At 71.4% G+C, this 20,848-nt stretch carries 17 protein-coding genes; 7 read left to right on the plus strand and 10 right to left on the minus strand.

The annotated features are described in order from the left end of the window. Positions 1-106: 106 nt before the first annotated feature. The gene (locus I2501_RS28405) at positions 107-1,372 is read left to right on the plus strand and encodes a GNAT family N-acetyltransferase (RefSeq protein ID WP_196197131.1); all 1,266 of its coding nucleotides are present in this window, start codon (positions 107-109) and stop codon (positions 1,370-1,372) included. A 19-nt stretch (positions 1,373-1,391) separates the two neighbouring features. On the opposite strand, the gene I2501_RS28410 is transcribed toward I2501_RS28405, so the two are convergent. Further along, positions 1,392-2,459, minus strand: coding sequence for an alpha/beta hydrolase family protein (locus tag I2501_RS28410; protein WP_196197132.1), 1,068 nt, complete (start codon positions 2,457-2,459; stop codon positions 1,392-1,394). Positions 2,460-2,855: 396 nt separating this feature from the next. Here I2501_RS28410 and I2501_RS28415 point away from each other — a divergent pair, with 396 nt between their 5' ends. After that, positions 2,856-4,031 (plus strand): hypothetical protein, encoded by a 1,176-nt coding sequence (locus I2501_RS28415; protein WP_196197133.1) that lies wholly within the window; start codon positions 2,856-2,858, stop codon positions 4,029-4,031. A gap of 193 nt (positions 4,032-4,224) precedes the next feature. After that, positions 4,225-5,481 (plus strand): cytochrome P450, encoded by a 1,257-nt coding sequence (locus I2501_RS28420; protein WP_196197134.1) that lies wholly within the window; start codon positions 4,225-4,227, stop codon positions 5,479-5,481. 38 nt (positions 5,482-5,519) lie between these two features. Here the strand turns inward: I2501_RS28420 and I2501_RS28425 are convergent, their stop codons facing one another. From I2501_RS28425 to I2501_RS28440, 4 genes are all read right to left on the minus strand, one after another. Further along, positions 5,520-6,620, minus strand: coding sequence for a C40 family peptidase (locus I2501_RS28425; RefSeq protein WP_196197135.1), 1,101 nt, complete (start codon positions 6,618-6,620; stop codon positions 5,520-5,522). A gap of 41 nt (positions 6,621-6,661) precedes the next feature. Next, positions 6,662-7,144, minus strand: coding sequence for a poly-gamma-glutamate biosynthesis protein PgsC/CapC (locus I2501_RS28430; protein WP_196197136.1), 483 nt, complete (start codon positions 7,142-7,144; stop codon positions 6,662-6,664). 90 nt (positions 7,145-7,234) lie between these two features. Beyond that, positions 7,235-8,566, minus strand: coding sequence for a poly-gamma-glutamate synthase PgsB (pgsB, locus tag I2501_RS28435; RefSeq protein ID WP_196197137.1), 1,332 nt, complete (start codon positions 8,564-8,566; stop codon positions 7,235-7,237). Positions 8,567-8,595: 29 nt separating this feature from the next. Beyond that, a complete protein-coding gene (locus I2501_RS28440) occupies positions 8,596-10,896 on the minus strand; it encodes a HAMP domain-containing protein (RefSeq protein WP_196197138.1) in 2,301 nt (766 codons plus the stop codon). A 313-nt stretch (positions 10,897-11,209) separates the two neighbouring features. Between I2501_RS28440 and I2501_RS28445 the strand changes: the two genes are divergently transcribed. After that, positions 11,210-13,135 (plus strand): ArnT family glycosyltransferase, encoded by a 1,926-nt coding sequence (locus tag I2501_RS28445; RefSeq protein ID WP_196197139.1) that lies wholly within the window; start codon positions 11,210-11,212, stop codon positions 13,133-13,135. 48 nt (positions 13,136-13,183) lie between these two features. On the opposite strand, the gene I2501_RS28450 is transcribed toward I2501_RS28445, so the two are convergent. Both I2501_RS28450 and I2501_RS28455 read right to left on the minus strand, forming a co-directional pair. Further along, the gene (locus I2501_RS28450; RefSeq protein WP_196197140.1) at positions 13,184-13,873 is read right to left on the minus strand and encodes a DUF4232 domain-containing protein; all 690 of its coding nucleotides are present in this window, start codon (positions 13,871-13,873) and stop codon (positions 13,184-13,186) included. A gap of 161 nt (positions 13,874-14,034) precedes the next feature. Beyond that, a complete protein-coding gene (locus I2501_RS28455) occupies positions 14,035-14,655 on the minus strand; it encodes a TetR family transcriptional regulator (RefSeq protein ID WP_196197141.1) in 621 nt (206 codons plus the stop codon). Between the two features lie 147 nt (positions 14,656-14,802). Between I2501_RS28455 and I2501_RS28460 the strand changes: the two genes are divergently transcribed. Beyond that, positions 14,803-14,961 carry a hypothetical protein gene (locus I2501_RS28460; protein WP_196197142.1) on the plus strand — a complete coding sequence of 53 codons (159 nt, stop codon included), beginning with the start codon at positions 14,803-14,805 and terminating at the stop codon, positions 14,959-14,961. A 20-nt stretch (positions 14,962-14,981) separates the two neighbouring features. After that, the gene (locus I2501_RS28465) at positions 14,982-15,242 is read left to right on the plus strand and encodes a DUF4190 domain-containing protein (protein ID WP_408022794.1); all 261 of its coding nucleotides are present in this window, start codon (positions 14,982-14,984) and stop codon (positions 15,240-15,242) included. A gap of 76 nt (positions 15,243-15,318) precedes the next feature. Here I2501_RS28465 and I2501_RS28470 read toward each other — a convergent pair whose 3' ends face one another. The 3 genes from I2501_RS28470 to I2501_RS28480 all read right to left on the minus strand — a co-directional run bounded on the left by I2501_RS28470 (position 15,319) and on the right by I2501_RS28480 (position 19,187). Beyond that, positions 15,319-16,425 carry a 3-oxoacyl-[acyl-carrier-protein] synthase III C-terminal domain-containing protein gene (locus I2501_RS28470; RefSeq protein WP_196197143.1) on the minus strand — a complete coding sequence of 369 codons (1,107 nt, stop codon included), beginning with the start codon at positions 16,423-16,425 and terminating at the stop codon, positions 15,319-15,321. Positions 16,426-16,651: 226 nt separating this feature from the next. Next, entirely contained in the window at positions 16,652-18,343 is a 1,692-nt protein-coding gene (locus tag I2501_RS28475; protein WP_196197144.1) for a penicillin-binding transpeptidase domain-containing protein, read from the minus strand. Between the two features lie 250 nt (positions 18,344-18,593). Next, a complete protein-coding gene (locus I2501_RS28480) occupies positions 18,594-19,187 on the minus strand; it encodes an NADPH-dependent FMN reductase (RefSeq protein WP_196197145.1) in 594 nt (197 codons plus the stop codon). 263 nt (positions 19,188-19,450) lie between these two features. Between I2501_RS28480 and I2501_RS28485 the strand changes: the two genes are divergently transcribed. Further along, on the plus strand, positions 19,451-20,470 hold the full coding sequence (locus tag I2501_RS28485; RefSeq protein ID WP_236047396.1) for an aldehyde dehydrogenase family protein: 1,020 nt from the start codon (positions 19,451-19,453) through the stop codon (positions 20,468-20,470). Positions 20,471-20,848 lie beyond the last annotated feature (378 nt).

Consider the following 20,848-nt stretch of genomic DNA (forward strand, 5'->3'; position numbering starts at 1 on the left):
CTGACCTGACACATAATCCGCTTGACCCTGGAGCGTGCGGACGTTGCACTGTGCCGGGCACCACGGACGGTTGGTGCTCCGGCATCCGAGAGAGGCAGCGCCAGCGATGGAGATCCGGCCCACGACCGACGAGGACCTCGACGTCTTCGTCGACACGATCCACACCGCGTTCGGCCTCTTCCGGGGGAGGCCGGACGCGGACGGCGGCGGGGTCATCTGGTCGGCGTACGAGATGGACCGCAGCCTGCTTGCCGTCGCGACGGACGGGCGGCCCGTCGGCACGGCCGGTGCCTACTCGTTCGAGCTCACCCTGCCCGGCGGGGCGCTGGTCCCGGCGCCCGGAGTGACCGCTGTCGGCGTGCTGCCCACACACCGACGCCGGGGCGTGCTGACGAGCCTGATGCGGCACCAGCTGAACGACTTCCGCGCCCGCGGCGAGTCGCTCGCGGTCCTGCTGGCCTCCGAAGCCGTGATCTACCGCAGGTTCGGCTACGGCCCGGCCACCTACACCGGTCGTCTCAACGTCCAGCGGCACCAGGGCGCCTTCGCCGCTCCGCGTGCGGGCGCAGGCGCCAGCGCGGGCGCGGGCGCAGGCGCAGGCGCAGGCTCAGGCGCGACGGCCGGTGCGGACTCCGGCACGGTCGAGGTGCTGCGCCGCGCCGAGTGCGTCGAGATCCTGGAGCAGGTCTACGACCGCTACCGCCGTGCGCAGCCCGGCGCGCTCTCCCGCCCGCACCGCTGGTGGGCGTCGGGCGCGGGCCAGCCCCCGATCTCGCGCGCGCCGCGCTACGTCGCCGTCCACCGGGACGCCGACGGCGTGCCGGACGGTTACGCCAGCTACACCCTCGACAACGGCACCCTGACGGTCGACGAGACCATCGCCGCCGACGACGCCGTCACCACCGCCCTGGCCCGGTTCGCGCTCGACCACGACCTGGTCGAGCGGGTCGTGTTCAAGCACATGCCGCCCGGCCACCCGCTGCGCTGGCAGCTCGCGGACTTCCGCGGCGCGGAGGTGAGTCACGACAGCGACTGGCTCTGGGTACGGCTTCTGGACATCCCGAGCGCGCTGACCGCGCGCGGCTGGTCCAGCGACGGCGAGCTGGTCCTGGACGTCGACGACCCGTTCCTCGGCGAGCACCACCGCTACCTGCTGACCGTCCGCGACGGCAAGGCCGACTGCGTCCCGACCGACCGGGAGCCTGACCTGTCCCTGGACGTCAGCGACCTCGGCTCGGTCTACCTCGGCGGCACCGCGCCCAGCACGCTGGTCCGCGCCGGACACATCCGCGCCCACCGCCCCGGCGCGGCCGCCCTCGCCGACGTGCTCTTCCGCGCCGAGCGTTCCCCGCACTGCGTGCACTGGTTCTGACGGCCGCTGATCGTTCTGGTCATTCGTCAGATGCCGGACGCCCGAGCTGTGTCGCCAGCCAGTCCGCCGTGCGTGGGAGCCACTGCGCTCGCGCGTTGCCGAGCAGGTGGTCCCCGTCCGGCACGAGCAGGTACTCAGCCCGCGCGACGGCCGTGGGCCACCGCGCGCCGGTGGCGCCGCCCGGGGGCCCGGGCAGACCCCCGGGCACCACCCGCAGGGGACCGCGGATGGCGTGCGCGAGCGGCAGCAGGTTCACCTGCTCCGCGAACTCCCGTGCGGCGTCCGGGGATCCGCAGCGCTGAGCCAGCGTCTCGGTGACAAAGGCGGGCAGCTCGGACCAGTCCAGCGCGGTGGGGCTGCTCACCGTCACGGTCGCGCGGACCCGAGGTTCGCGGGCGGCGACCACCCCGGCGTAGAAGCCGCCCATGCTCAAGCCCACCAGGCCGGTCCGTTCGTGATCCAGCCCGTCATGCCGGGCAGCCAGGTGGTCGAGGACCGCGCCGACCACCCGCTCGTAGTGGGGTTCGGGCGCCGAGCTCGCGGCGAGGAGCCCCTGGCCCGGGCCGTCGACGGCCGCGACCGCAAGACCTCGCGCGAGCAGGGCATCGGCCACGTCGTGGAACTCCTCCTTGCTGGAGTCCATGCCCGGAACGATCACCACCACCGGCGGCCTGCGCACCCCGGCGGGTCGGCGCAGCCGGCCGACGAAGCCGGGCCCCTCGATCCGCGCCGCGTCCGGTTCCGCCAGGGCGAGCGAGCGCCGCATGGCCTCGTCCGCGCCGGTCTCGGCACGGACGAGCGCCTCACGGTCGGGATGCGGCAGGAGAGTTGCGCAGTGCAGCCAGGCGGCGGCGGTCCGGAACGAGGTCGCTGCGGAGACGAGGTGACCGGCCGCCTCCGCCGTCTCCCCCGCCGCAAGGTGGGTGCGACCGGCGCGCTCGAAGGCGGCGGGCCACTCGTACAGGGAGGTGATCGTGGCGGTCACCCGGTCGTACGCGAAAGGGTCCACGCCCGCGCCGACCGCCCGCGAGCGGTTGCCGGCGAGGAAGGCGGGCAGCAGGCCAGGGGTGTCGAAGAACGTCGTCATCAGGTGCGGGTGCTCCAGGTTCGGGTGCCGTGCGGACGCGCCAGAGCGGCGCGCGGGGGGACGGGCACCAGTGGATCCCGGGTCCGCGCGCGGGATCCAACAGCCGATCGGACGCACCGACAACTGCCGGCTGTCGGGCACGTGCGGATGTGAACGACCGAGGTCGAATTCTGTGCGGAACCTGTGGGGATTCCGTACCTCTGCGTTCCTTCTATTGACGGTGACCAGTCAGCGCCAGTTGACTCCACCACGCCCAGTGGTGACGGGCAGTCGGTTCGGGACGGCCGACTGCCCGCCCACCACCGGGCGACCGCGGAAACCCCTCGTTCGAGTCGCTTCCAGCCGTGCCGCCACCCGTGGCCCGGTTCCTGGACCGACAGCGAAAGGAGCCCCACCATGGGCGTTACGTCACGTCCTCGTGCCCGCCGCCTCGCCGTTTCCGGCCTGGCTTCCCTCTCCCTGCTCACCGCCGCGACCCTCGCCGCGACCGCGCCCTCCGCACAGGCCGTGCCGGCGCCGTCGCACGTGCAGAACGTGTCGCACGTGACCGCGAACCCGTTCGACCCGCAGACCGGCCACGCCTACCGGCACGGTGTCATACCCAACCGCGCCACCACCGCCAAGATGCGCGCGTGGGCCAAGTCCCACCAGAGCCCGAACGCCGCGACCGGCCCGGAGACGCTGTCCTACGGCGGCGGCATCAACGGCGTCGGCGTGCTGGACGGCCACGCCAAGGTCTACCTGGTCTTCTACGGCAACCAGTGGGGCACGCAGTCCACCGACTCCAACGGTGACGCCGCCTTCTCCGGTGACCAGGACGGCGCAGCGTCGGCCGCGCAGGAGATGTTCAAGGGCATCGGCACCGGCGGCGAGCAGTGGTCGTCCGTGCTGACGCAGTGGTGTGACGGCCCCAACGTCAGCGCCGGGGCCACCAGTTGCCCGAGCAACGCCAGCTTCATCCCGTACCAGACCGGTGGCGTGCTCTCCGGCGTCTGGTACGACAACTCGGCGGCGTCGCCGAGCGCGGCGTCCGGCAACCAGCTGGGCCAGGAGGCGGTCAACGCGGCGGCGCACTTCGGCAACACCACCGCCGACGCCAACCGTGACGCCTACTACGTGATCCTGTCGCCGACGGGCACCAACCCGGACAACTACCAGGGCCAGTACTGCGCCTGGCACGACTACACCGGCGACTCCTCGCTGACCGGCGGTGCGGTCAACTCGCCCTACGGCGACCTGGCCTTCTCCAACCAGCCCTACAACATGGACTCCGGCTCCGGCTGCGGCGTCGGCTTCATCAACTCGCCCGGAACGCTGGACGGGTACACGATGACGCTGGGCCACGAGTGGCAGGAGATGATGTCCGACCAGTACCCGGCGGGCGGTTGGACCAACCAGCAGTCCGGCAGCAGCTACAACGGCCAGGAGAACGCGGACGAGTGCGCCTGGCTCTCCCCGGGCACCGCTGGTGGCGCGGGCATGGTGTCCATGGGCACCGGCAGCTTCGCCGAGCAGGCCACCTGGTCCAACGACACCAACGAGTGCGATCTCTCCCACGCCACGCTGCACTGACAGCGCAGGGGTTCCGATCCTGAACGGGGGTCTCGATCGGACGGCCTGACCCGGTGACGGGCAGGACAGCAGGGCCTCTCGGCGGCTCGACGGCATCCGTGCCGGACAGCCCGCCGAGGGGCCCTGTCGGCGTCCGGGGACCAGTACATTGCCGCTGAGGGAACGTCAGCTGATGCCGTCGGAAGGATGGTTGATGGAACTCCCCCACGCCGACCCGGACGTCTTCGACCCGCGCGTCTTCGCGCGCGGGATCCCGCACGACGCCTTCCGGCAGCTGCGCGACACCGCTCCCGTCGCCTGGCAGCAGGAGCGCCAGGTGCTCGACTGGCCCGCCGGGCCCGGCTTCTGGGCCGTCACCCGGCACCGGGACGTGAAGCACGTGCTGCGCACACCCGAGGTCTTCTCGTCCTGGCTGGGTGCCACGCAGATCCGCGATCCGGAGCCGGACGACCTGGGCTTCATCCGGCGGATGATCCTCAACATGGATCCGCCCGAGCACAGCCGGATCCGCCGGATCGCCGCCGGGGTGTTCACCCGGCGGCGGCTTGAGCGGTCCTACGAGCGGATCAGCGCGCGGGCCGCCGCCCTGCTGGACGCCGTCGCCGGGCGCGGGGAGTGCGACCTGCCGGTCGAGGTGACCGACGACTTCCCGCTGACCAACCTGGCCGAGCTGCTCGGCGTCCCCGAGAGCGACCGCCGGCTGCTGCTGGAGTGGACCAACCGAGTCATCGGCTACCAGGACCCCGAACACGCCCAGGTGGTACGGGATGCGGACGGACGCCCGGTCAACCCCCGCTCCCCCGCGATGCTGCGCGACATGTTCGACTACGCCCAGGAGCTGGCCCGGCACAAGCGGGCCCGCCCGGCGGACGACCTGATGACCGCGCTTGTCCACGCCTCGGTCGACGGGCGGGAGTTGACCTGTGCGGAACTGGAGATGTTCTTCTTCCTGCTGGTGGTCGCCGGCAACGACACCGTGCGCAGCGCACTGCCCGGCGGTGTGCTCGCCCTGCTGGACCACCCCGACGCGTACCGGCGGCTGCGCGCGGATCCGGGCCTGCTGCCCACCGCGATCGAGGAGATGCTGCGCTGGCACCCGCCGGTGCTCAGCTTCCGCCGGACCGCCGCGTGCGACACCGAGCTCGGCGGGCAGCGGATCCGCCGGGGCGACAAGGTCGTGGTCTACCACGTCTCGGCCCACTACGACGAGCGCGTCTTCCCCGACCCGTACCGGTTCGACCTCACCCGCAGCCCCAACGACCACCTGGCCTTCGGGCAGGGCCCGCACCTGTGCCTGGGCGCGCACTTCGCCCGGCTGCAACTGCGGGCCTTCTTCACGCAGTTGCTGCAGCGGCTGCCGCAACTGGAGCCCGCCGGGCCGCCGGTGCGGCTGACGTCCAACTTCATCAACGGCCTCACCCACCTGCCGGTGCACTGGTCAACCGGCTGAGGCCGACCAGCTGAGGCCGGGAGGCCGGGTGTTCGGAGTCAGATTCTTCGCGCCGCGCGGAAGCCCCGGGCGTAGAAGTCGGTGCCGTCCAGCAGCGCGTGCCCGGCCATGTCGCCCATGGTCGGGCCGTTGGCGGCGGAGCGGCTGGAGTAGAAGCGGGGACGGCCGTTGCTGTCCGGGCCCATGTAGAACCCGCAGTGGTCGATCACGTCCGGCTGGCCCTTGAGGATGCCGAAGAAGACCAGGTCCCCCGGCTGCAGCACGCTGAGGTCGGTGGCCTGGGTGCCGGTGTTGGGGATGAGCAGCACGCCCGGGCCGTAGGCGGCGATGGCGAAGGCGCGGCGGGGCAGGCCGACGCCCGCGGTGTCGGTGTTGTGCATCGGCACGCCCATCCGGTAGCCCCAGAGCAGCCGCTGGAAACCGGAGCAGTCCACGTCGCCGAAGCGCGCCTTTTCGGGCTGGACCTGAGTTCCGTCCGGAAATGTCCAGCTAGTTCCGAGATAGTCGTAGAAGTCCGATTGCTCGGCGTGGTAGGCGAAATCCAGCGGCCCGTTGACTTTCGGATTACGCGGACCAAAATGCGCTGTTCCGGCAAACCGGACACCCTGCGCGTTGAACTTGTCCGGCGCTCCGGCGCTGCTGTACTCGAAGGCGGTGGCGAAAAGGTCCGGACTGGTGTCGTTCAGCGTCTTCGGGAACCACTGCCCGAACCAGGCGCTCTTCTCCTCGCCCTGCTTCCACTCGCTCGGCAGCAGCCGCACCCACGCCTCGGTGGTGACGGTGGCGGAGGTGGTGCGCGGCTCGCTGAAGGTCCGGCTGGCGCCGCGCAGCACGACGGTGCGGGCGCCGTCGGTGAAGACGGCGAGCTGGTTGCCCGACCCGTCCAGCGCCACCGTGCGCCCCGGCGAGCTCTGCCGCTGGAAGCGGTAGCCGCCCGATTCCGTCACTGGGCCCGACCCCTTCGCCGACGCCGCGTCCCCGCCGACGCCGAGCGACGTGCTCCCTGTCCCGCCCCGGTTGTGGAGTTCGTATCCCAACGCGCCGGCAGTTCCGGCCAGGACGAGTCCGGCGGCACCGGCGAGCAGGGCGCGGCGGGAGGGACGGGAGGGAGTCGAAGAGGACGAGGAGGACGGGGACATCGGTGGAACTCCAGGGGTCGGGTGCCGGCTACCGGCGTGGATCAGGCCGTGGGCAGCGCGCCCAGCAGCAGACCCGCCGCCAGCACGACGTAGGCGGCCAGGGTCACCGCCGTGGTGGAGATGACGGTGGCGGCCTTGGGCTGTCGGACGAGCTGGTAGGCGATCAGGCCGGGCACGATGAAGCCCAGCGTCTGTGCGGTGTAGAGCAGCGGGAACTCCTGTTGCAGAGCCAGCATGACACTCATCTGCAGCACGACGGCTGTCAACACCACGGCGGCGAACAGCCGCTTGCCGTAGAGGATCACGACCCGTTGCAGACCCACCGTCACCAGGAAGGTCAGCACGGTGACGCCGAGGACCAGCCAGAACCGGCTCACGTCGGTGACCAGGGTCAGCGCCAGCCAGCCGGGCGTGATCATGCCGCCGGGCGAGAGGTTGGTGGTGAGGTAGCAGATGAGCGAGAACACGAGGCCGAGCGCGATACCCAGCGCGGCGGTCTGGGGGGTGACGTTGGCGGGGATCACAGGGCTTCCTCGTGGTGGGATCCGACGGTGGGTCGACGGGTGGGCCGACAGCTGGGTCGACGGGTGGGGCTGGTGATCACGGCAGCGCGCCTAGCGCCGACGCTGGCGCGGGACGCGCAGCGTGAGCGTCGGCGAGTCCGGGGACATGCGGGCGGGCCAGGCCCAGGGGTCCTCGACGCCCTCGGGCAGCTCGGCGAACCGGCCCTCCGGCGCGGGCGGCGTGAAGGCGTCGTCGTCCTCCTCGTCCTCCGGCAGCTCGGCCAGGCAGTCCAGGAAGAGCTCGCCCTGGCCGTGGATGTTGCCGACGGCCACCAGCGAGGAGTCCTCGGGCAGTTCGGCGAGCAGGTCCCGGGTGAGCTCCTCCGGGTCACGCCGGTCGCCGCCCAGGTCGACGATCCGGCCCTGCCAGTGGCCGGGGATCCCGTCGCGGGCGCTCTTGGTCGGATGGCCGATCAGGAAGACCGTGTCCGGGGCCAGGTCGGGGACGATCGCGCCCATCTGGCCGTTGCGCTCCACCCGGTCGGGGCGGCAGTTGATCACGACGTTGAGCGGGCGGCGGATCGCGCCGAGGTCCAGCAGCTGCCGCACGTTCATCAGCGTCGACTCGGGGTCGTTGGCAGCGAAGACGTTGGCGAAGCGCAGCCGCTTGTCGTCCTCGGTGCGGTAGCGCTCCACCGACAGCACGCCCGGGTCCGGCGGGGCCTCCCACATGCCCTGCAGCGCGGTCTCGCGGTCGACGCCGAGCAGGTCGGCGACGGCCAGGGCGATGGCGACGTTCTCCTTGAAGGTGAACCAGCTGAAGCCGCGCAGCTCCTCGTCGCTGACGGTCTCCGGGTCCACCGCGATCAGGCGGCAGTTCCGCTTGTCGGCCTCCTCCTGGAGGATCGCCAGCCGGTCGCGCTCGGCGGTCACGCAGATGCCGCCCTCCGGCATCGAGCGGGACAGCGACCGGGCCACGTCGTCCAGGGTGGGGCCCATCTCGGCGAGGTGGTCCTCGCGGACGTTGCACAGGACGCCGATGGTGGAGCGGATCAGCTTCTGCTGGTTGATCTCCTGGAGCGCCGGCATGACGGCCATGCACTCGATCACCAGCGCGTCCGGCCGGTAGACGGCGGCGCGGCGGACGATGCCGATCTGCTCGACCACGTTGGCCAGGCCGAACTTGCGGTAGACCGGCTCCTCGGTGGCGTCGGGGTGGATGAACCGGGCCGCGGTGCCGGTGGTCTTGGCGACCGTGACCAGGTTGCCGCCGCGCAGCGCGCCCGCACACAGCCGGGTGATGGAGCTCTTGCCGCGGATGCCGTTGACCAGCACCCGGACCGGTATCTGCTCCAGCGAGATGTAGTGGCGTCGCTGCTCGACGATCCCGGCCAGGAGGAGCCCGGCGCAGCAGATCACCAGCACGCAGTAGAGGAAGAGCACCGAATGGTTCCTTAGGGCCTTGTGGTCTGTCAGTTCCGGGGCGCCGTGGCGTTGCCGGCCTTGCCGGCGCTGCCTGCGTTGGTGGCCTTGCCGGCCTTGGTCGCCTTGGAAGACGCAGACGCGCGGCCTCCGGATCCCAGCCGCTGACGGATGATCTCCAGGCTCCGGGTGATGGAGCCGACCTCGTCGTGATGGACCGGGTACAGCACGGTCTTGCGGTCACCGGCGGCGAGGCGCTCGGCGACCTCGGCCAGGTCGCGCAGCGGCCGGACCACGACCACGAAGAGCCAGCCGAGGCAGATGACCGAGACGGTCAGGCCCAGCAGACCGACCAGCATGGTCAGCCGCTCCGTCCGGTTGGCGCTCAGGTCCAGCCAGGACTCCGGCTGCGCGCTGACCACCTGCCAGCTGGGCTGGCGCGACACGTTCGCGATCACGCCGACCGGCGCGGCGGCCGCGATCGCGGTGCCGTCGGAGGTGGGCACGACCGCATTGGCGGGCTGGACCGGGTTGTCGACGGCGAGCCCGGTCAGCGACGGGTCGGGCAGGCTCTGGAAGGCGCGGAAGCCGCCGTCGGAGCCGATCACCTTGTGCTCGGCGTCCACCAGATAGACGTGGCCCATCCCGGCGTGGTTGAGGACGCTGTTGAGGTAGCTGGTGTCGAACTCGCCGACCACGGCGACCGGCGTCCCGGGCCCGGTGACGGGCTGCGGCTTCCCGGCGACCGGCGCGGGCTTGGACACCACCGCGTAGACGGCCGTCGACGGCACCTTGCCGCCGGTGTTGAGCTGCAGCACGCCGCCGCCCGGGGGCACGTGGTGCAGCTGCTGACGCGGAGCGAGACCGACCGAGGTGAGGACCGAGCCGTCCTGCGCGAGCACGTAGAGCGCGCGGTAGCGGCTGTGCTCCTTGAGCGTGCTGGCGAGCAGCTGCTGCATCCGGGAGGTGGTGCTGGAGGCGGACAGCGAGGCCGCGACCGAGGCGACGTCCGTGTAGCCGGTGGCCAGGCTGCTCTCCACCCGGTTCGCGGCGGCGACGGTGCGCAGCTGCTGATCGCTGATCAGCTGCGCCGGGACCTGCTCGGTCGACGTCGGCTTGTCCAGCACGAACAGCAGCGGAACGGACCAGGCCACCAGCACGAACCCGCAGAGCACCACCAGGGCGCGGGCGCCGAAGGTCCGCTTGAGCGGCTGGAACACCTTGGGCGACGAGCCGACCTGCTGGCGGCGCAGCCCCTCCAGCGCGCGGCCTATTCGGGCGGCCTCGCCCAGGCGCGGCTGCGGTGCGGGCCGGGAGAGGTCGCCCCGGGCTATCCGCGCGCCCGCGAGGTGCAGCCGCAGCAGCGGGCGCTGCAGCCCGAGCACCAGCAGTGCGGTGATCAGCAGCGCGGCGCCCAGCAGGGAGGCGGCGGCGATCAGCGCGACCAGCGAGTTCCCGGTCACGGCGGAGGTCTGCGGGGTGGAGACGGCCACGACGGCGACCAGGTGCAGGGCGTCCGCGCCGCCGTCGGAGACGGTGGCGACGTCGGCCCAGCCCGCCACGGTCCGGTGGCCGCCGGCCAGGCTGCCCAGCAGGAAGCCGGAGGGCCGGGTGGAGCTGTTGGCGATGTCGCCCTGCTGCGCCGCGGCGGAGGACGCGTCGGCGGGTATGCGCTTGTCCTGCGTGGCGGTCAGGGCCGGGCCGGAGCCGGCGACGACCTTGCCGTGCCGGTCCACCAGCTCGACGGTGCGGGTGAGGTCGCCGCCCGGCGCGGGTGCGGCCAGCAGGTCCGAGCCGACCAGCAGCCGGGTGCCCTGGCCCTGCAGGTCGACCGAGGCGAACACCAGCAGCCGGGTCTGACCGTTGGTCAGCGTGACCAGCTTCGGCGGGATCGTCTCGTTCGCCGCGACCGAGGAGACCGCGCTCGCCGGGAACGCCTCGCCCGTGGTGGCCAGCTCGGTCCCGGTGGTCGGGTCGACCAGGGCGGCGCCGCGCCAGGGCGTGCCGAGCGCGGTGAGCGCCTTCAGGTAGGCGGCGTCGGTGGTGGCCTGGTCTCCGGAGAGCGCGGTCGCGTCCTCGCGGATCGCCGCCACGTCCTGGTTGACGGCCGCGCGGATGTCGGAGGCGGTGTCGGAGGCGATGTGCTGCTGCGAGTTGAGCACGGCGGGCGCCACGTCCTCGGCCACGGTCTGACCCAGCGCCAGCATGGCGAGGGCGACCACGGCGAGGAGCAGGCACAGCAGCGCGGCGAGGGGAGGACGGACGCCGCCCAGCAGCGGCATGTCGGCCCGGAGCCGGGTGCGGTGCCGGCGAGGCCGACCAGGACCGTACTGCGACGGTCCCGGGGTCACGGCGGGCGTGGACAGGGTATTCACCTCTCGAAGGAGAGAAAGGCACATGCCGGAACGGTGCGAGCCGACAGTCGACCGCACGCTATCGGGCCAGCGAGCACAAAAGCATCACAACCAGGGCTCCTTTCCTACCAGATTTTGACGTGCTGCTCGAAGCTGTGTCCGAGCCATGAAGAAATCGCCGGAGGATTGTCCGGATTCGCCGTGGCGCGGAGGTCTTATTCAAAGCCGGGGAGCCGGGCGAACGGGAGTGCCTTTACACTCCGGTTGCACCACATCCTTTTCCTCGTCACAGCCGCAGAGGTGCCACTCCATGACCACGACCGATCTCGGCCCGTCGTGGGCCGAGGCGGGCAGCAGCCGGACCCGCGCGGCACACCGCACCACCCGACGGACGCCGGCCTGGGTGCCGATCGGCGTGGCCCTGGTCTGCCTGCTGGCCGCGTACCTCTACGGCTGGGGTCTCGGCGGCACGTCCGTGCACCCGTACTACACCGCTGCCGTGCGCTCCATGGCGACGAGTTGGCACGCCTTCTGGTACGGCGGGCTCGACTCCAGCGGCAGCATCACCGTCGACAAGCTCCCCGGCTACCTGTGGCCGCAGGCGCTGTCGGTGCGGATCTTCGGGATGCACGTCTGGGCCGTGGCGCTGCCTCAGGCGATCGAGGGCGTCGCCACCGTGCTGGTGCTCTACCGGGTCGTCAGCCGCTGGGCGGGCGCGGTGGCGGGGCTGCTGGCCGCGCTGATGCTGGCAGTGACCCCGATCGCCACCGCCCTGGACCGGGGTGACATCGCCGACACGCTGCTGACCCTGCTGCTGGTGCTGGCCGCCGGAAGCGCCATGAACGCGGTGCGGACCGGCGGTCTGCGTCCGCTGCTGGCCTGCGCGCTGTGGACCGGGCTCGCCTTCCAGGCGAAGATGGTCCAGGCCTGGGTGGTCATCCCGGTCTTCGGCCTGGTCGTCCTGTACGCGGCCCCGACGGACTTCTGGCGCCGGGTCAGGAACCTGGTCGTCGCGGGTGTGACGGCGCTGCTGGTCTCCTGCTCGTGGCTGCTCTGGGTCTGGATCACGCCCGCCTCGCAGCGCCCGTACCTGGACGGGACGACCGGCAACAACCCCTTCGCGCTGGCCTTCGGCTACAACGGTCTGTCCCGCTTCGGCTCCAGCGCGACCAGCAGCAACCCCGGGTTCGGCAGCGTCGCGGGAACCGCGGCGAGCCGTCCGGTGGGCGGCTCCGGCTGGACGGTGCTGCTCAACCACACCGCCGCACCGCAGATCAGCTGGTTCCTGCCGGTCGCACTGCTGGGCCTGGGCCTCGGCCTGGCCTGGCGTCGGTCCGAGCCGCGCACCGACCAGGGACGCGCGGGCTTCCTGCTCTGGGGCGGCTGGCTGGCCATCAACACCCTTGCCTTCGGAGCGTCCTCGGGCATCCACGACTACTACCTGGTGGTGCTGGCCCCGGCCCTGGCCGCGCTGGCCGCCGCCGGGCTGACCACGTCCTGGGCCGCCTACCGCGCGGGCGGCGACCGGTCCCGCGCGCTGCTTGCGGCGCTGCTGGTCGGCGTGTTGTGGGCGGTGGTGGTGAGCTCGAAGTACAAGAGCTTCGACGTCTGGCTGGTGCCCGTGGTCGGCCTGCTCGCCCTGCTCGCGGCGGCGGGCCTGGCCCGCGGCGGTACCAAGCCCCGGCCGCGGATCGACGGAATCACCGTGGCGTCGGCGGTGACGGGGCTGCTGGCGCTGGTCCTGGCACCGGCCGCGTGGTGCGTCTCGACGGCCACCAACCCGCTGTACGCGGGCGTCTCGACCTCACCGCTGGCCGGCCCGGTCGGGTCCGGCTACACGTCCATGCTGCACCACGGGCGCGGCAACCCGATCAACTTCGCCGCTCCGGCGGGCACCTACGGCAAGCTGCTCACCTACCTGGAGCAGAACCGCGGCAGCACCTACTACCTGGTCGCCACCCAGAGCGCCGAGCCGGCGGAGCCGCTGCTGCGCGCGACGTCCGAGCCGATCCTGGTCACCGGCGGCTTCACCGGCAACACCCCGTTCCCGTCGGCGCAACAGATGGCGTCGCTGGTGCAGCAGGGGCAGCTCCGGTTCGTCATCACGACCTCGATCCGGCCGAAGACGGCGGCGAGCGAGTGGGTCACCGCGCACTGCGCGGTGGTCTCGCCCGCGGCCTACGGGATGGCGTACCAGGCCGTCGAGACCCTCTACGACTGCCGCAGCCAGCTCTGACTCCGACGGCCTGTCAGAACCGGCTGCCGTCAGGCCGCGTCGGCGGCGTCAGTCCGCCAGGCTGGAGAACGGGTCGACGGTCAGGGTGCCGCAGACGCTGAGGGTGCCGTTGTCGATGCCGCCGGTGACCGGCACCGACTTCTGCGTGGTGGTGTCCGGCAGGATCACCTGGACCTTGGAACCCTGGACCCCGCAGACGTAGCGGGCCGACGAGGTGCCCTCGGTGTTGATGTCACTGAAGGTCAGGTCGGCCTGGGCGGACTGACCTGGCACCAGGGTCACCGTCTGGCCCTGCATCCCGGTGTGGCGGACGGCGTTGATCGGCGAGGACTTGCCCTGGTCGTCGGCGAGCTCGATGCCGGGGAAGCCGGCGAGGGTGCAGTTGTGCCCGGAGTTGTTGACCACGTGCAGGGTGGCCCGGGCCGGCTGCTGGTCGTTGGCGTGACCGGCCGGGCCGGTCACGGTCATCCTCACCTGCGAGACCGTGCACTTGGCGCTGCTGTCCGAGCTGCTCCCCGACCCGCCGGTGCTGCCGCCGGTGGTGCCGGTGCTGCCCGTCGTTCCGGTCGTTCCGGTCGTGCCGGTCGACGCGGACGCCGAGGCGGAGGTCGAGGCGACCGGGGACGAGCCGCCCCCCGCGTTGGCGGACGAGCCGGACCCGCTGGAGCCGCAGGCGGTCAGGGCGAGACCGGCGGCGAGCACGACGGCGGCGGCGGACAGACGTGAAGCAGTGCGCATGTGAATCCCCGATGATGTGGTGTCAGGAAGGCTTACTGACTGTTCTGGTACCGACAGTTATATCGGCCCAAGATCGACAGCCAGGTCAGCCCTCTGTCACAGCCGGATGACAACACCAGACCTTCACACCGGCGCCACGCGGGCCGGACAGCTTCGGCCCCTCAGCCCGAAGTCCAGTGCCGCCGACCGAGACTGACCAGGCGCAACTGGCGACGGGCGGTCGCGATGATCCGCTCCGCGGTCTCGGCGTCGGCCTCCTGCAGCGCCGCCGCCGTCAGGACCATGTGGTCGACGTAGAGCCGGGCGACCATCCGGACGTCCTCCGGGTTCCAGCCCGAAGACGCCGCCTGCGAGGCCAACTCCCGGGCCACCTCGTCGGTGAAGTCCTCCAGCTCGGCGGCGATCGCCTCGCGGACCGGCCGCACTCCCCCGAACCGCTCGCGCGCGATGAAGCGGATGTGCGCCCGGTGCCTGCGAACGTGGTCCGCGATCACGTCGACGGCGTGGTCGATCAGTTCGTCCGTGTCGCCCTGCTCGGCGAAGGCCGCGCGGACCATGCCGTGCAGGCTGGCGAGGGCCTCCTCGACCAGGGCGACGCCCAGGTCGGACAGGTCGCGGAAGTGCCGGTAGAAGCCCGCGGGCGACATGCCCGCCTCGCGGGTCACCTCGCGCATGCCCAGTCCGGAGAAGCTCTGATGCTCCAGCAGCTGCAGCGCCGCGTCCATCAGTGCGCGGCGGGACTGCTGCTTCTGGGCCTCCCGGACCCCTGGCGTGTGACTCACGCCATTGAGTAAACAACTGTTTGCCGAAATCCGCCACCCGGCGTAGAGTGAAGAAGTCAGCGAACAGTTGTCATCACAAGTGTTCGCTGAATGTTTCGCTGAGATTTCAGCCGTCGTCTGCACTCTCCACCAGAGAAGAGCCTCTCGATGAGTCTCCTGATCGCCCTCGTCGCCCTCAGCCTGCTGGCGGGCGCGGCGGTGCACAGCAGCTTGTCCACCTTCCTCATCGCCGCCGCCGCGATCTCCGCATGGCTGCTCGCCTTCGGTGTCCGCGAAGGCCTCGCCCGCCGGAAGCACCAGCAGTGACCACCTTTCGGAGTCGTCCCGTGGACACCTTGACCCAACGTCAACGCACCTTCGACGCCGACCAGATGGCCGTCGCGTCGTTCATCCTGGGCCTGCTGGGCCTGATCGTCTTCAACCTGGTGCTCGGCCCGTGCGCGATCGTGCTGGCCGCGCTCGCCCTGTTCCGCCGCACCGGTCGCCCGTTCCGCGCCGGCCTCGGCCTCACCCTCGGCGTCGCCGACCTGGTCGTGCTCGCCACGACCGTCGTCTCCAGCCACAGCCTGCTGATCTGGCACGGCTGACCCGGCCGCGACAGCCGACGAACACCCGGGCCCGGTGATCCGCTGCGATCACCGGGCCCCGCTGCGTGCCCCGGCGTCAGTTCGCAGGCAGGGCGCGGCGCAGCCGGGCCGCGGCGATGGTCACCCCCGGGCCGATGGCGAGCATCAGGCCCTCCTCCCCCGGACGCGGTCCGTCGGGGTCGTCGAGGGTGCGGGCGAGGATGTCGAGCACCGACACGGACGTCATGTTGCCGTGGCGGCGCAGCGACTCCCAGGAGTGCCGCAGCTGTTCGCGGTCGCAGCCGAGGACCTGCGCCGTGCGGTCCAGGATCGCCGGACCGCCGTGGTGCGCCACGAAGAACGTCGGGTCGGCGGACGCCGGTTCGGCCGCGCCCGCTGCCGCTCCGGCTCCCGGTCCCGCTCCCGGTCGGCCGCGCCAGGCGGCGAGGTACTGCTCGGCCTTCAGGAGCGCCTGCGGCGCCTCGGCGGTGGAGGTGAAGCCGAGATGACCCGTTCGGGGGTCGGCGGTCATCCGGTAGTCGTCCTCGGTGTCGGGCACCAACAGCTCGAAGGGGTCGCGCAGTTCGACCGCCGGGCCGGGACGGGCGTCGCCGACGGAGGTGACCACGACGGCCGCCGCGCCGTCGCCGCCGAGCGCCTTGTAGATCATCGAGGGCGTGCTGGTGTTCCTGGGCTGGAAGCCGATGCTGAATGCCTCGGTGGCCACGACCAGCACTCTGGCGTCCGGCTGCGCGGCCACCTGCTCCCGTGCCCGGATCAGTCCGTAGAGGCCACCGGCGCAACCGATCACCGAGACCGGCAGCCGGCGGACGGTCGGGCGCAGCCCGAGACTGCGGATCAGCCGGGCGTCGACGCCCGGCATGGACCAGCCGGAGACGCTGGACAGCACGAGCGCGTCGATCTGCTCCGGCGCCAACCCCGCTGCCGCCAGCGCGCGTTCGGCCGCCTCCCGGGCCATCGCGGCGAGCAGGTCCGCCGTCTCCTCCCAGAGCTCCGGCCCCGAGCCGGTGGTGAAGACCGTCTTCGCCGGTCGGACGAAGCTCCGCGTCTCGACGCCGGTCGCCCGCATCATCCGCTCGACGGGTCGGGGCAGCACGCCACGGTCGAAGGCGAAGGCGGCGAGTTCGACCACCTCGTCGACGGTCGCGGTGCACTCGGCGGGGCGGAAGACCGGTCTGTGCACCCGAACAGCAAAATCCTGGATCCCGAAGCCCATGACGTACGCCTTTCGGTGGCCACGACGGAACAGCTCCGCTTGAGACTTCCCCCTCGGGCGCACGGATGTGCACACATCTTCGAACGGGCCCCTGACGGAGGGCACCCGACGGCAACGGCCGCCGCCCCGGAAGGAGCGGCGGCCGTTGCGCCTGGAGCTGTGGAGCCGTGGAGCCGTGGAGCGGAGCCGGGCGTCAGCCCGCGAGCAGCACGTCGCGGGCGACGTAACCGGCCGTCAGCACGCCCTCCTTGCCGCCGATGACGAGCGCGTCGACGGCGAGGTGGTTGTCGGTGTCGTACGCGGCGAACCAGCCGTTGGTGCCGCTCGCGGTCTCCGCGGTGCCGGTCTTGGCGCCACCGTTGATGCCCTGCATGCGCGGCTCGGCGGTGCCGTAGGAGGCGGTGGCCGTGACGACCATCATCTGCCGGATCTCGGCCGCGGTGGTCGCGGAGATCGGACGCTTGGCGGTCTGCTGCGGCAGGCCGGGGACGATGATCGGCTGGTGGAAGCCGGTGTCCGCGATGGTCGCCACCACCGAGGCCATGGCCAGCGTGTTCATCGTCACCTGGCCCTGCCCGATGGACTGGGCGGCGATCAGGTTGGTGCTGCCGTTCTCGTCAGGCACGTTGCCGTCGGTGGTCGGCACACCGATGTGCCAGTCGCCGATGCCGAAGACGTCCTGGGCCTCCTCGCGCAGGTCACCGGAGTGCAGCTTGCCGGTGGCCTCGTTGATGAACCCGGTGTTGCAGGAGATCGCGAAGTCCTTGGTGAGGTTCGCGGTCGGGTCCATCTCGTTCTGGAAGTTGTGGAACGTCTGCCCGTTGATCACGGTGCTCTTGACGCACGGGGCCGGGTCGCTCGGGTGCGCGCCCGCCTTGTCGAAGAGCGTGGCCGAGGTGATCATCTTCATCGTCGAGCCGGGAGCCGCCGCACCGTTGAGCGCCGCGTCGCCGCCGCGGAAGGCGGCCGCGCGGATCTCGCCGGTGGTGTAGTCGATCGCCACCACGTCGGCGGGCATCTTGCCGATGTTGGTGTCGTTGACGGCCTTCTCGGCCGCGGCCTGGATCGCGGCGTCCAGCGTGGTCTTGATCGTGCCCGGCACCGCGGCGCGGACGGTCTTGAGGACCTTGACGGTCTTCCCGTCCGCCCCGGTGATCGCGATGCCCTCGCCCGGCGTCTGCGTCACCTTGCCCGCGTCCTCGGCCTGGAGCGAGCTGATCACGCCGCCCAGCGACGGGTACGCCTTGGTGGTCAGCGTCGCGCCGTGGCGGTCGACGACGATGGCGGAGGTGGCCGAGATCTTGCCGTAGGTGAGCGTCTGGCCGGCCTGAAGACCGGGGTAGAGCACGCTCGGCTGCCAGTGGATCTCCGGCTTGCCGTTGACGACGATCACGTCGGCGGTGCCGGCGTAGCTGAGGGCGGTGCCGCCTTCGAGCGTGGCCGTCGCGTGGAAGGTCGTGCGGACGGCGTGCGCGACCGCCGGGTCCGCGGCGCCCGCGGTGACGCCGGTGAACGCGACCTTGGTGGTGTGCAGGCCGGTGGCGTAGCCCTGGAGTGCGGCCTGGGCCGCGCCGGGCTGGTCGGTGGCCTGCGCGGCGGCAGCGTTCTGCGCCCCCGCCCAGGAGGCCAGGAACTGCTGGGTCGCGGTCGCCGCCTGCGCGGCGGTGGGCGTGGTGACGACCGCGGCCGCGCGCGCCTGGTCGGCCGAGAGGCTGTCTGCGCCCTTCTTCGCCGGACTCTGCAGCGCGAAGGCGGCGGCCACGCCGCCCGCGCCCACTATGGCCACCCCGGCCACGGCGCCGATCACCCATTTCCTGCTGCTCCGTCGCTGGGTGCCAGGGGCCTCCTGACCCGGCCACACGGGCATGTCGGGATCGCGCTGCATGATCTCCCCGGGAGCTGGACGCGGCCCTCGCCGGGAGCTCGGTCGAGCCCGGCCCTGCCGCTCGGCGGATGGACGAAGTGGAGCGTGGAGATCGTATGGGACGTTCCATGACGATCTGAGCCCGGGCCCGTTTTGTGGACGGACTGTTACATGGCGCTCACGTTCACGTCGTGCACCACACCCACCACGGTCGCCCAACTCGTCGGCCGACTCCCGCACCCTCTGGGAAAACGCTCCTGCGCCCGGAAAGTCACGCCCTCCCGGCCGGGATCCGGTCGGACGCCTCGCGCAGCGTCCGCATCGCCGTCGACCAGGCTTCGAGCTGGTCGAAGAGCCTGTCGGCGGTGGCGTCGTGATGCTCGCCGGGCTTGAAGAACGAGAGGTTCTCGAAGTCCGTGAACAGAGAGAAGCACAACTGCGCGTTGACGTGTGCGAGTTGGACGGCGCTTGCGATGCTGCGCAGGTGCTCGACCGCGCGCACTCCGCCGACGGTGCCGTAGGAGACGAACGCGGCGGCCTTGTTGTTCCACTCCGCGTAGGCGAAGTCAATGGCGTTCTTGAGCACGCCGGGGATGGAGTGGTTGTACTCGGGCGTCACGAAGACGTAGCCGTCGTACTCGGCGACCTTCGCGGCCCAGGACCTGGTGTGCTCGCCCTGGTACTGCCCCATGGAGGGCGGCAGGGGCTCGTCCATGTACGGCAGCGGCCAGTCGGCCAGGTCGACCAGTTCGTACTCCGCGCCGGTGCGCGCGCCGGCCCGGTCGACGATCCAGTCGGCGACGGCCTTCCCGTTGCGGCCGGGACGGGTGGATCCGAGGATCACGGCGATCTTGAGCGTGCTCATGGCGAGTGCTCCCTTCGACCCGATATGACTTGAATCTTCAACTCCAACGTTAGCCCCATCGACTTGAAGGTTCAAGTCATTGCTCGCACGGACCGCGCGGACCCTCGCGCACAGCACGCGCACATTCCGAGCATTGCGCCTGGTCGGTCCCCTGCGGGATGCTCATGCCAAGCAGTGTCGGGACGAACCATCTGCCCGAACTCGTCCCGCTACCGGGCGACTTGGGCACAACCAGGAGCAGCGCCGGGCATCTGAGGGGGACGATGGCAACCGAGCAGCACAGCGCGGAGCAGCAGGGCGAACAGCAGGGCACGCAGGGATTGCAGGGATTGCAGAGCTTGGAGGAGCGCAGTCGGGTCGAGCGCGGCGTGATGTGGGCGCTGCACAACCTCGACGGCCTGGTCGGTCTGGGTGTCGCGGTCGTCGTCGGCCTGCTGGACATCTTCTCCAACAACCTGAGCAGCTCGGTCACCTCGGGCTCGATCCTGCTGGTCCTGGCGTCGCTGGTGTACGCCTCGCTCGCGGAGCGCAAGCGGCGGACCGTGGACATGCGCCGGGCACTGACCGAGACCCGGCTGGCCATCAGCGACACCGCGATGGTGCGGTCGCTGACCGGCCCCGACGTCGAGGAGGCCCTGCGCCGGGCGCGCGCCGACACCAAACGCTGGTGGTTCCGCGGCGGCACCGGCACCTACCTGCGCGCCGTGACGCTGCCGGAGTGCGTGCGCGAGGCGCAGCGGACCCGGCGCCCGCTCGAGGTACGGGTGAACATCATCGACCCCTCCGACGTGGCAGCCTGCCGCACGTACGCGCACTTCCGCCGGACGCACGCGGATCCGCGCGACATCGGCACCGAGCGCGAGTGGACCGAGGACCGGGCCCGCAAGGAGGCCTGCGCGACGGTGCTGGCGGCCTGCTGGTACCGGCAGTGGACCAACGAGATGGAGATCGACGTCTTCCTGTCCTCCGTGGTCTCCTCGCTCCGCTTCGACCTCTCCGACTCCTGCCTGGTGATCACCCAGGACGACCCGCGGCGGGTCAGCCTCCGCGTGGACCGGGGCCGCGCGCTCTACGACTACTACGTCACCGAGCTGCGCCTCTCCTGCGACCAGGCCCGACGGCTTGACCTCAGGGCACCCGACCAGCTGTCGCAGGAGCCGACCGTCTCCGAGGTGCAGCAGTTCTTCCGCTCGGTCGACCTGCCGCTGCCGATGTCCTGGTCGGACGCGGACGTGCGCGAGATCGTCGACAAGGCCCTGCACCCGGAGAACCCGTACCCCTGACAGCTGCGCACCCGACAGCTGCGCACCTGACAGCGACGCGCCTGACGGTCGATCAGTCGACGCCACCGGAGCGATGGATGATGGACAGCGGCTCGAACTACCCGGCCCTGGAAAGGGCGGCGCAGCGCGGCGAGACCGCCTGCCTCCTCGCGTACGCCCGCGCGGCCCTCGATGCGGTGGTCCAGGGACGCAGCCAACTCCGGGCGGTGGCACACCCGCTGGGCTTCGTCTGCCTCCCGGTGCTGCGCGAGGGCGGCGACGGTGTCTGCGTCCACGTGCACGGCGGGTCGCCGGGCGGGTCGCACGGAGGACGCTCCGAGGACGGGGAGTTGACCACCTCGGCGATCCACGCGCACAGCTGGGACCTGATCAGCTGCG

The organism is Streptacidiphilus fuscans (assembly GCF_015690355.1).
GTDB classification, from domain to species: domain Bacteria; phylum Actinomycetota; class Actinomycetes; order Streptomycetales; family Streptomycetaceae; genus Streptacidiphilus; species Streptacidiphilus fuscans.

Excerpts from the sequence above, each read along its gene's own strand:
- I2501_RS28405 (WP_196197131.1), top strand. The coding sequence starts at position 107 with ATGGAGATCCGGCCCACGACCGACGAGGACCTCGACGTCTTCGTCGAC.
- I2501_RS28410 (WP_196197132.1), bottom strand. The coding sequence starts at position 2,459 with ATGACGACGTTCTTCGACACCCCTGGCCTGCTGCCCGCCTTCCTCGCC.
- I2501_RS28415 (WP_196197133.1), top strand. The coding sequence starts at position 2,856 with ATGGGCGTTACGTCACGTCCTCGTGCCCGCCGCCTCGCCGTTTCCGGC.
- I2501_RS28420 (WP_196197134.1), top strand. The coding sequence starts at position 4,225 with ATGGAACTCCCCCACGCCGACCCGGACGTCTTCGACCCGCGCGTCTTC.
- I2501_RS28425 (WP_196197135.1), bottom strand. The coding sequence starts at position 6,620 with ATGTCCCCGTCCTCCTCGTCCTCTTCGACTCCCTCCCGTCCCTCCCGC.
- I2501_RS28445 (WP_196197139.1), top strand. The coding sequence starts at position 11,210 with ATGACCACGACCGATCTCGGCCCGTCGTGGGCCGAGGCGGGCAGCAGC.
- I2501_RS28450 (WP_196197140.1), bottom strand. The coding sequence starts at position 13,873 with ATGCGCACTGCTTCACGTCTGTCCGCCGCCGCCGTCGTGCTCGCCGCC.
- I2501_RS28460 (WP_196197142.1), top strand. The coding sequence starts at position 14,803 with ATGAGTCTCCTGATCGCCCTCGTCGCCCTCAGCCTGCTGGCGGGCGCG.
- I2501_RS28475 (WP_196197144.1), bottom strand. The coding sequence starts at position 18,343 with ATGCAGCGCGATCCCGACATGCCCGTGTGGCCGGGTCAGGAGGCCCCT.
- I2501_RS28480 (WP_196197145.1), bottom strand. The coding sequence starts at position 19,187 with ATGAGCACGCTCAAGATCGCCGTGATCCTCGGATCCACCCGTCCCGGC.
- I2501_RS28485 (WP_236047396.1), top strand. The coding sequence starts at position 19,451 with ATGGCAACCGAGCAGCACAGCGCGGAGCAGCAGGGCGAACAGCAGGGC.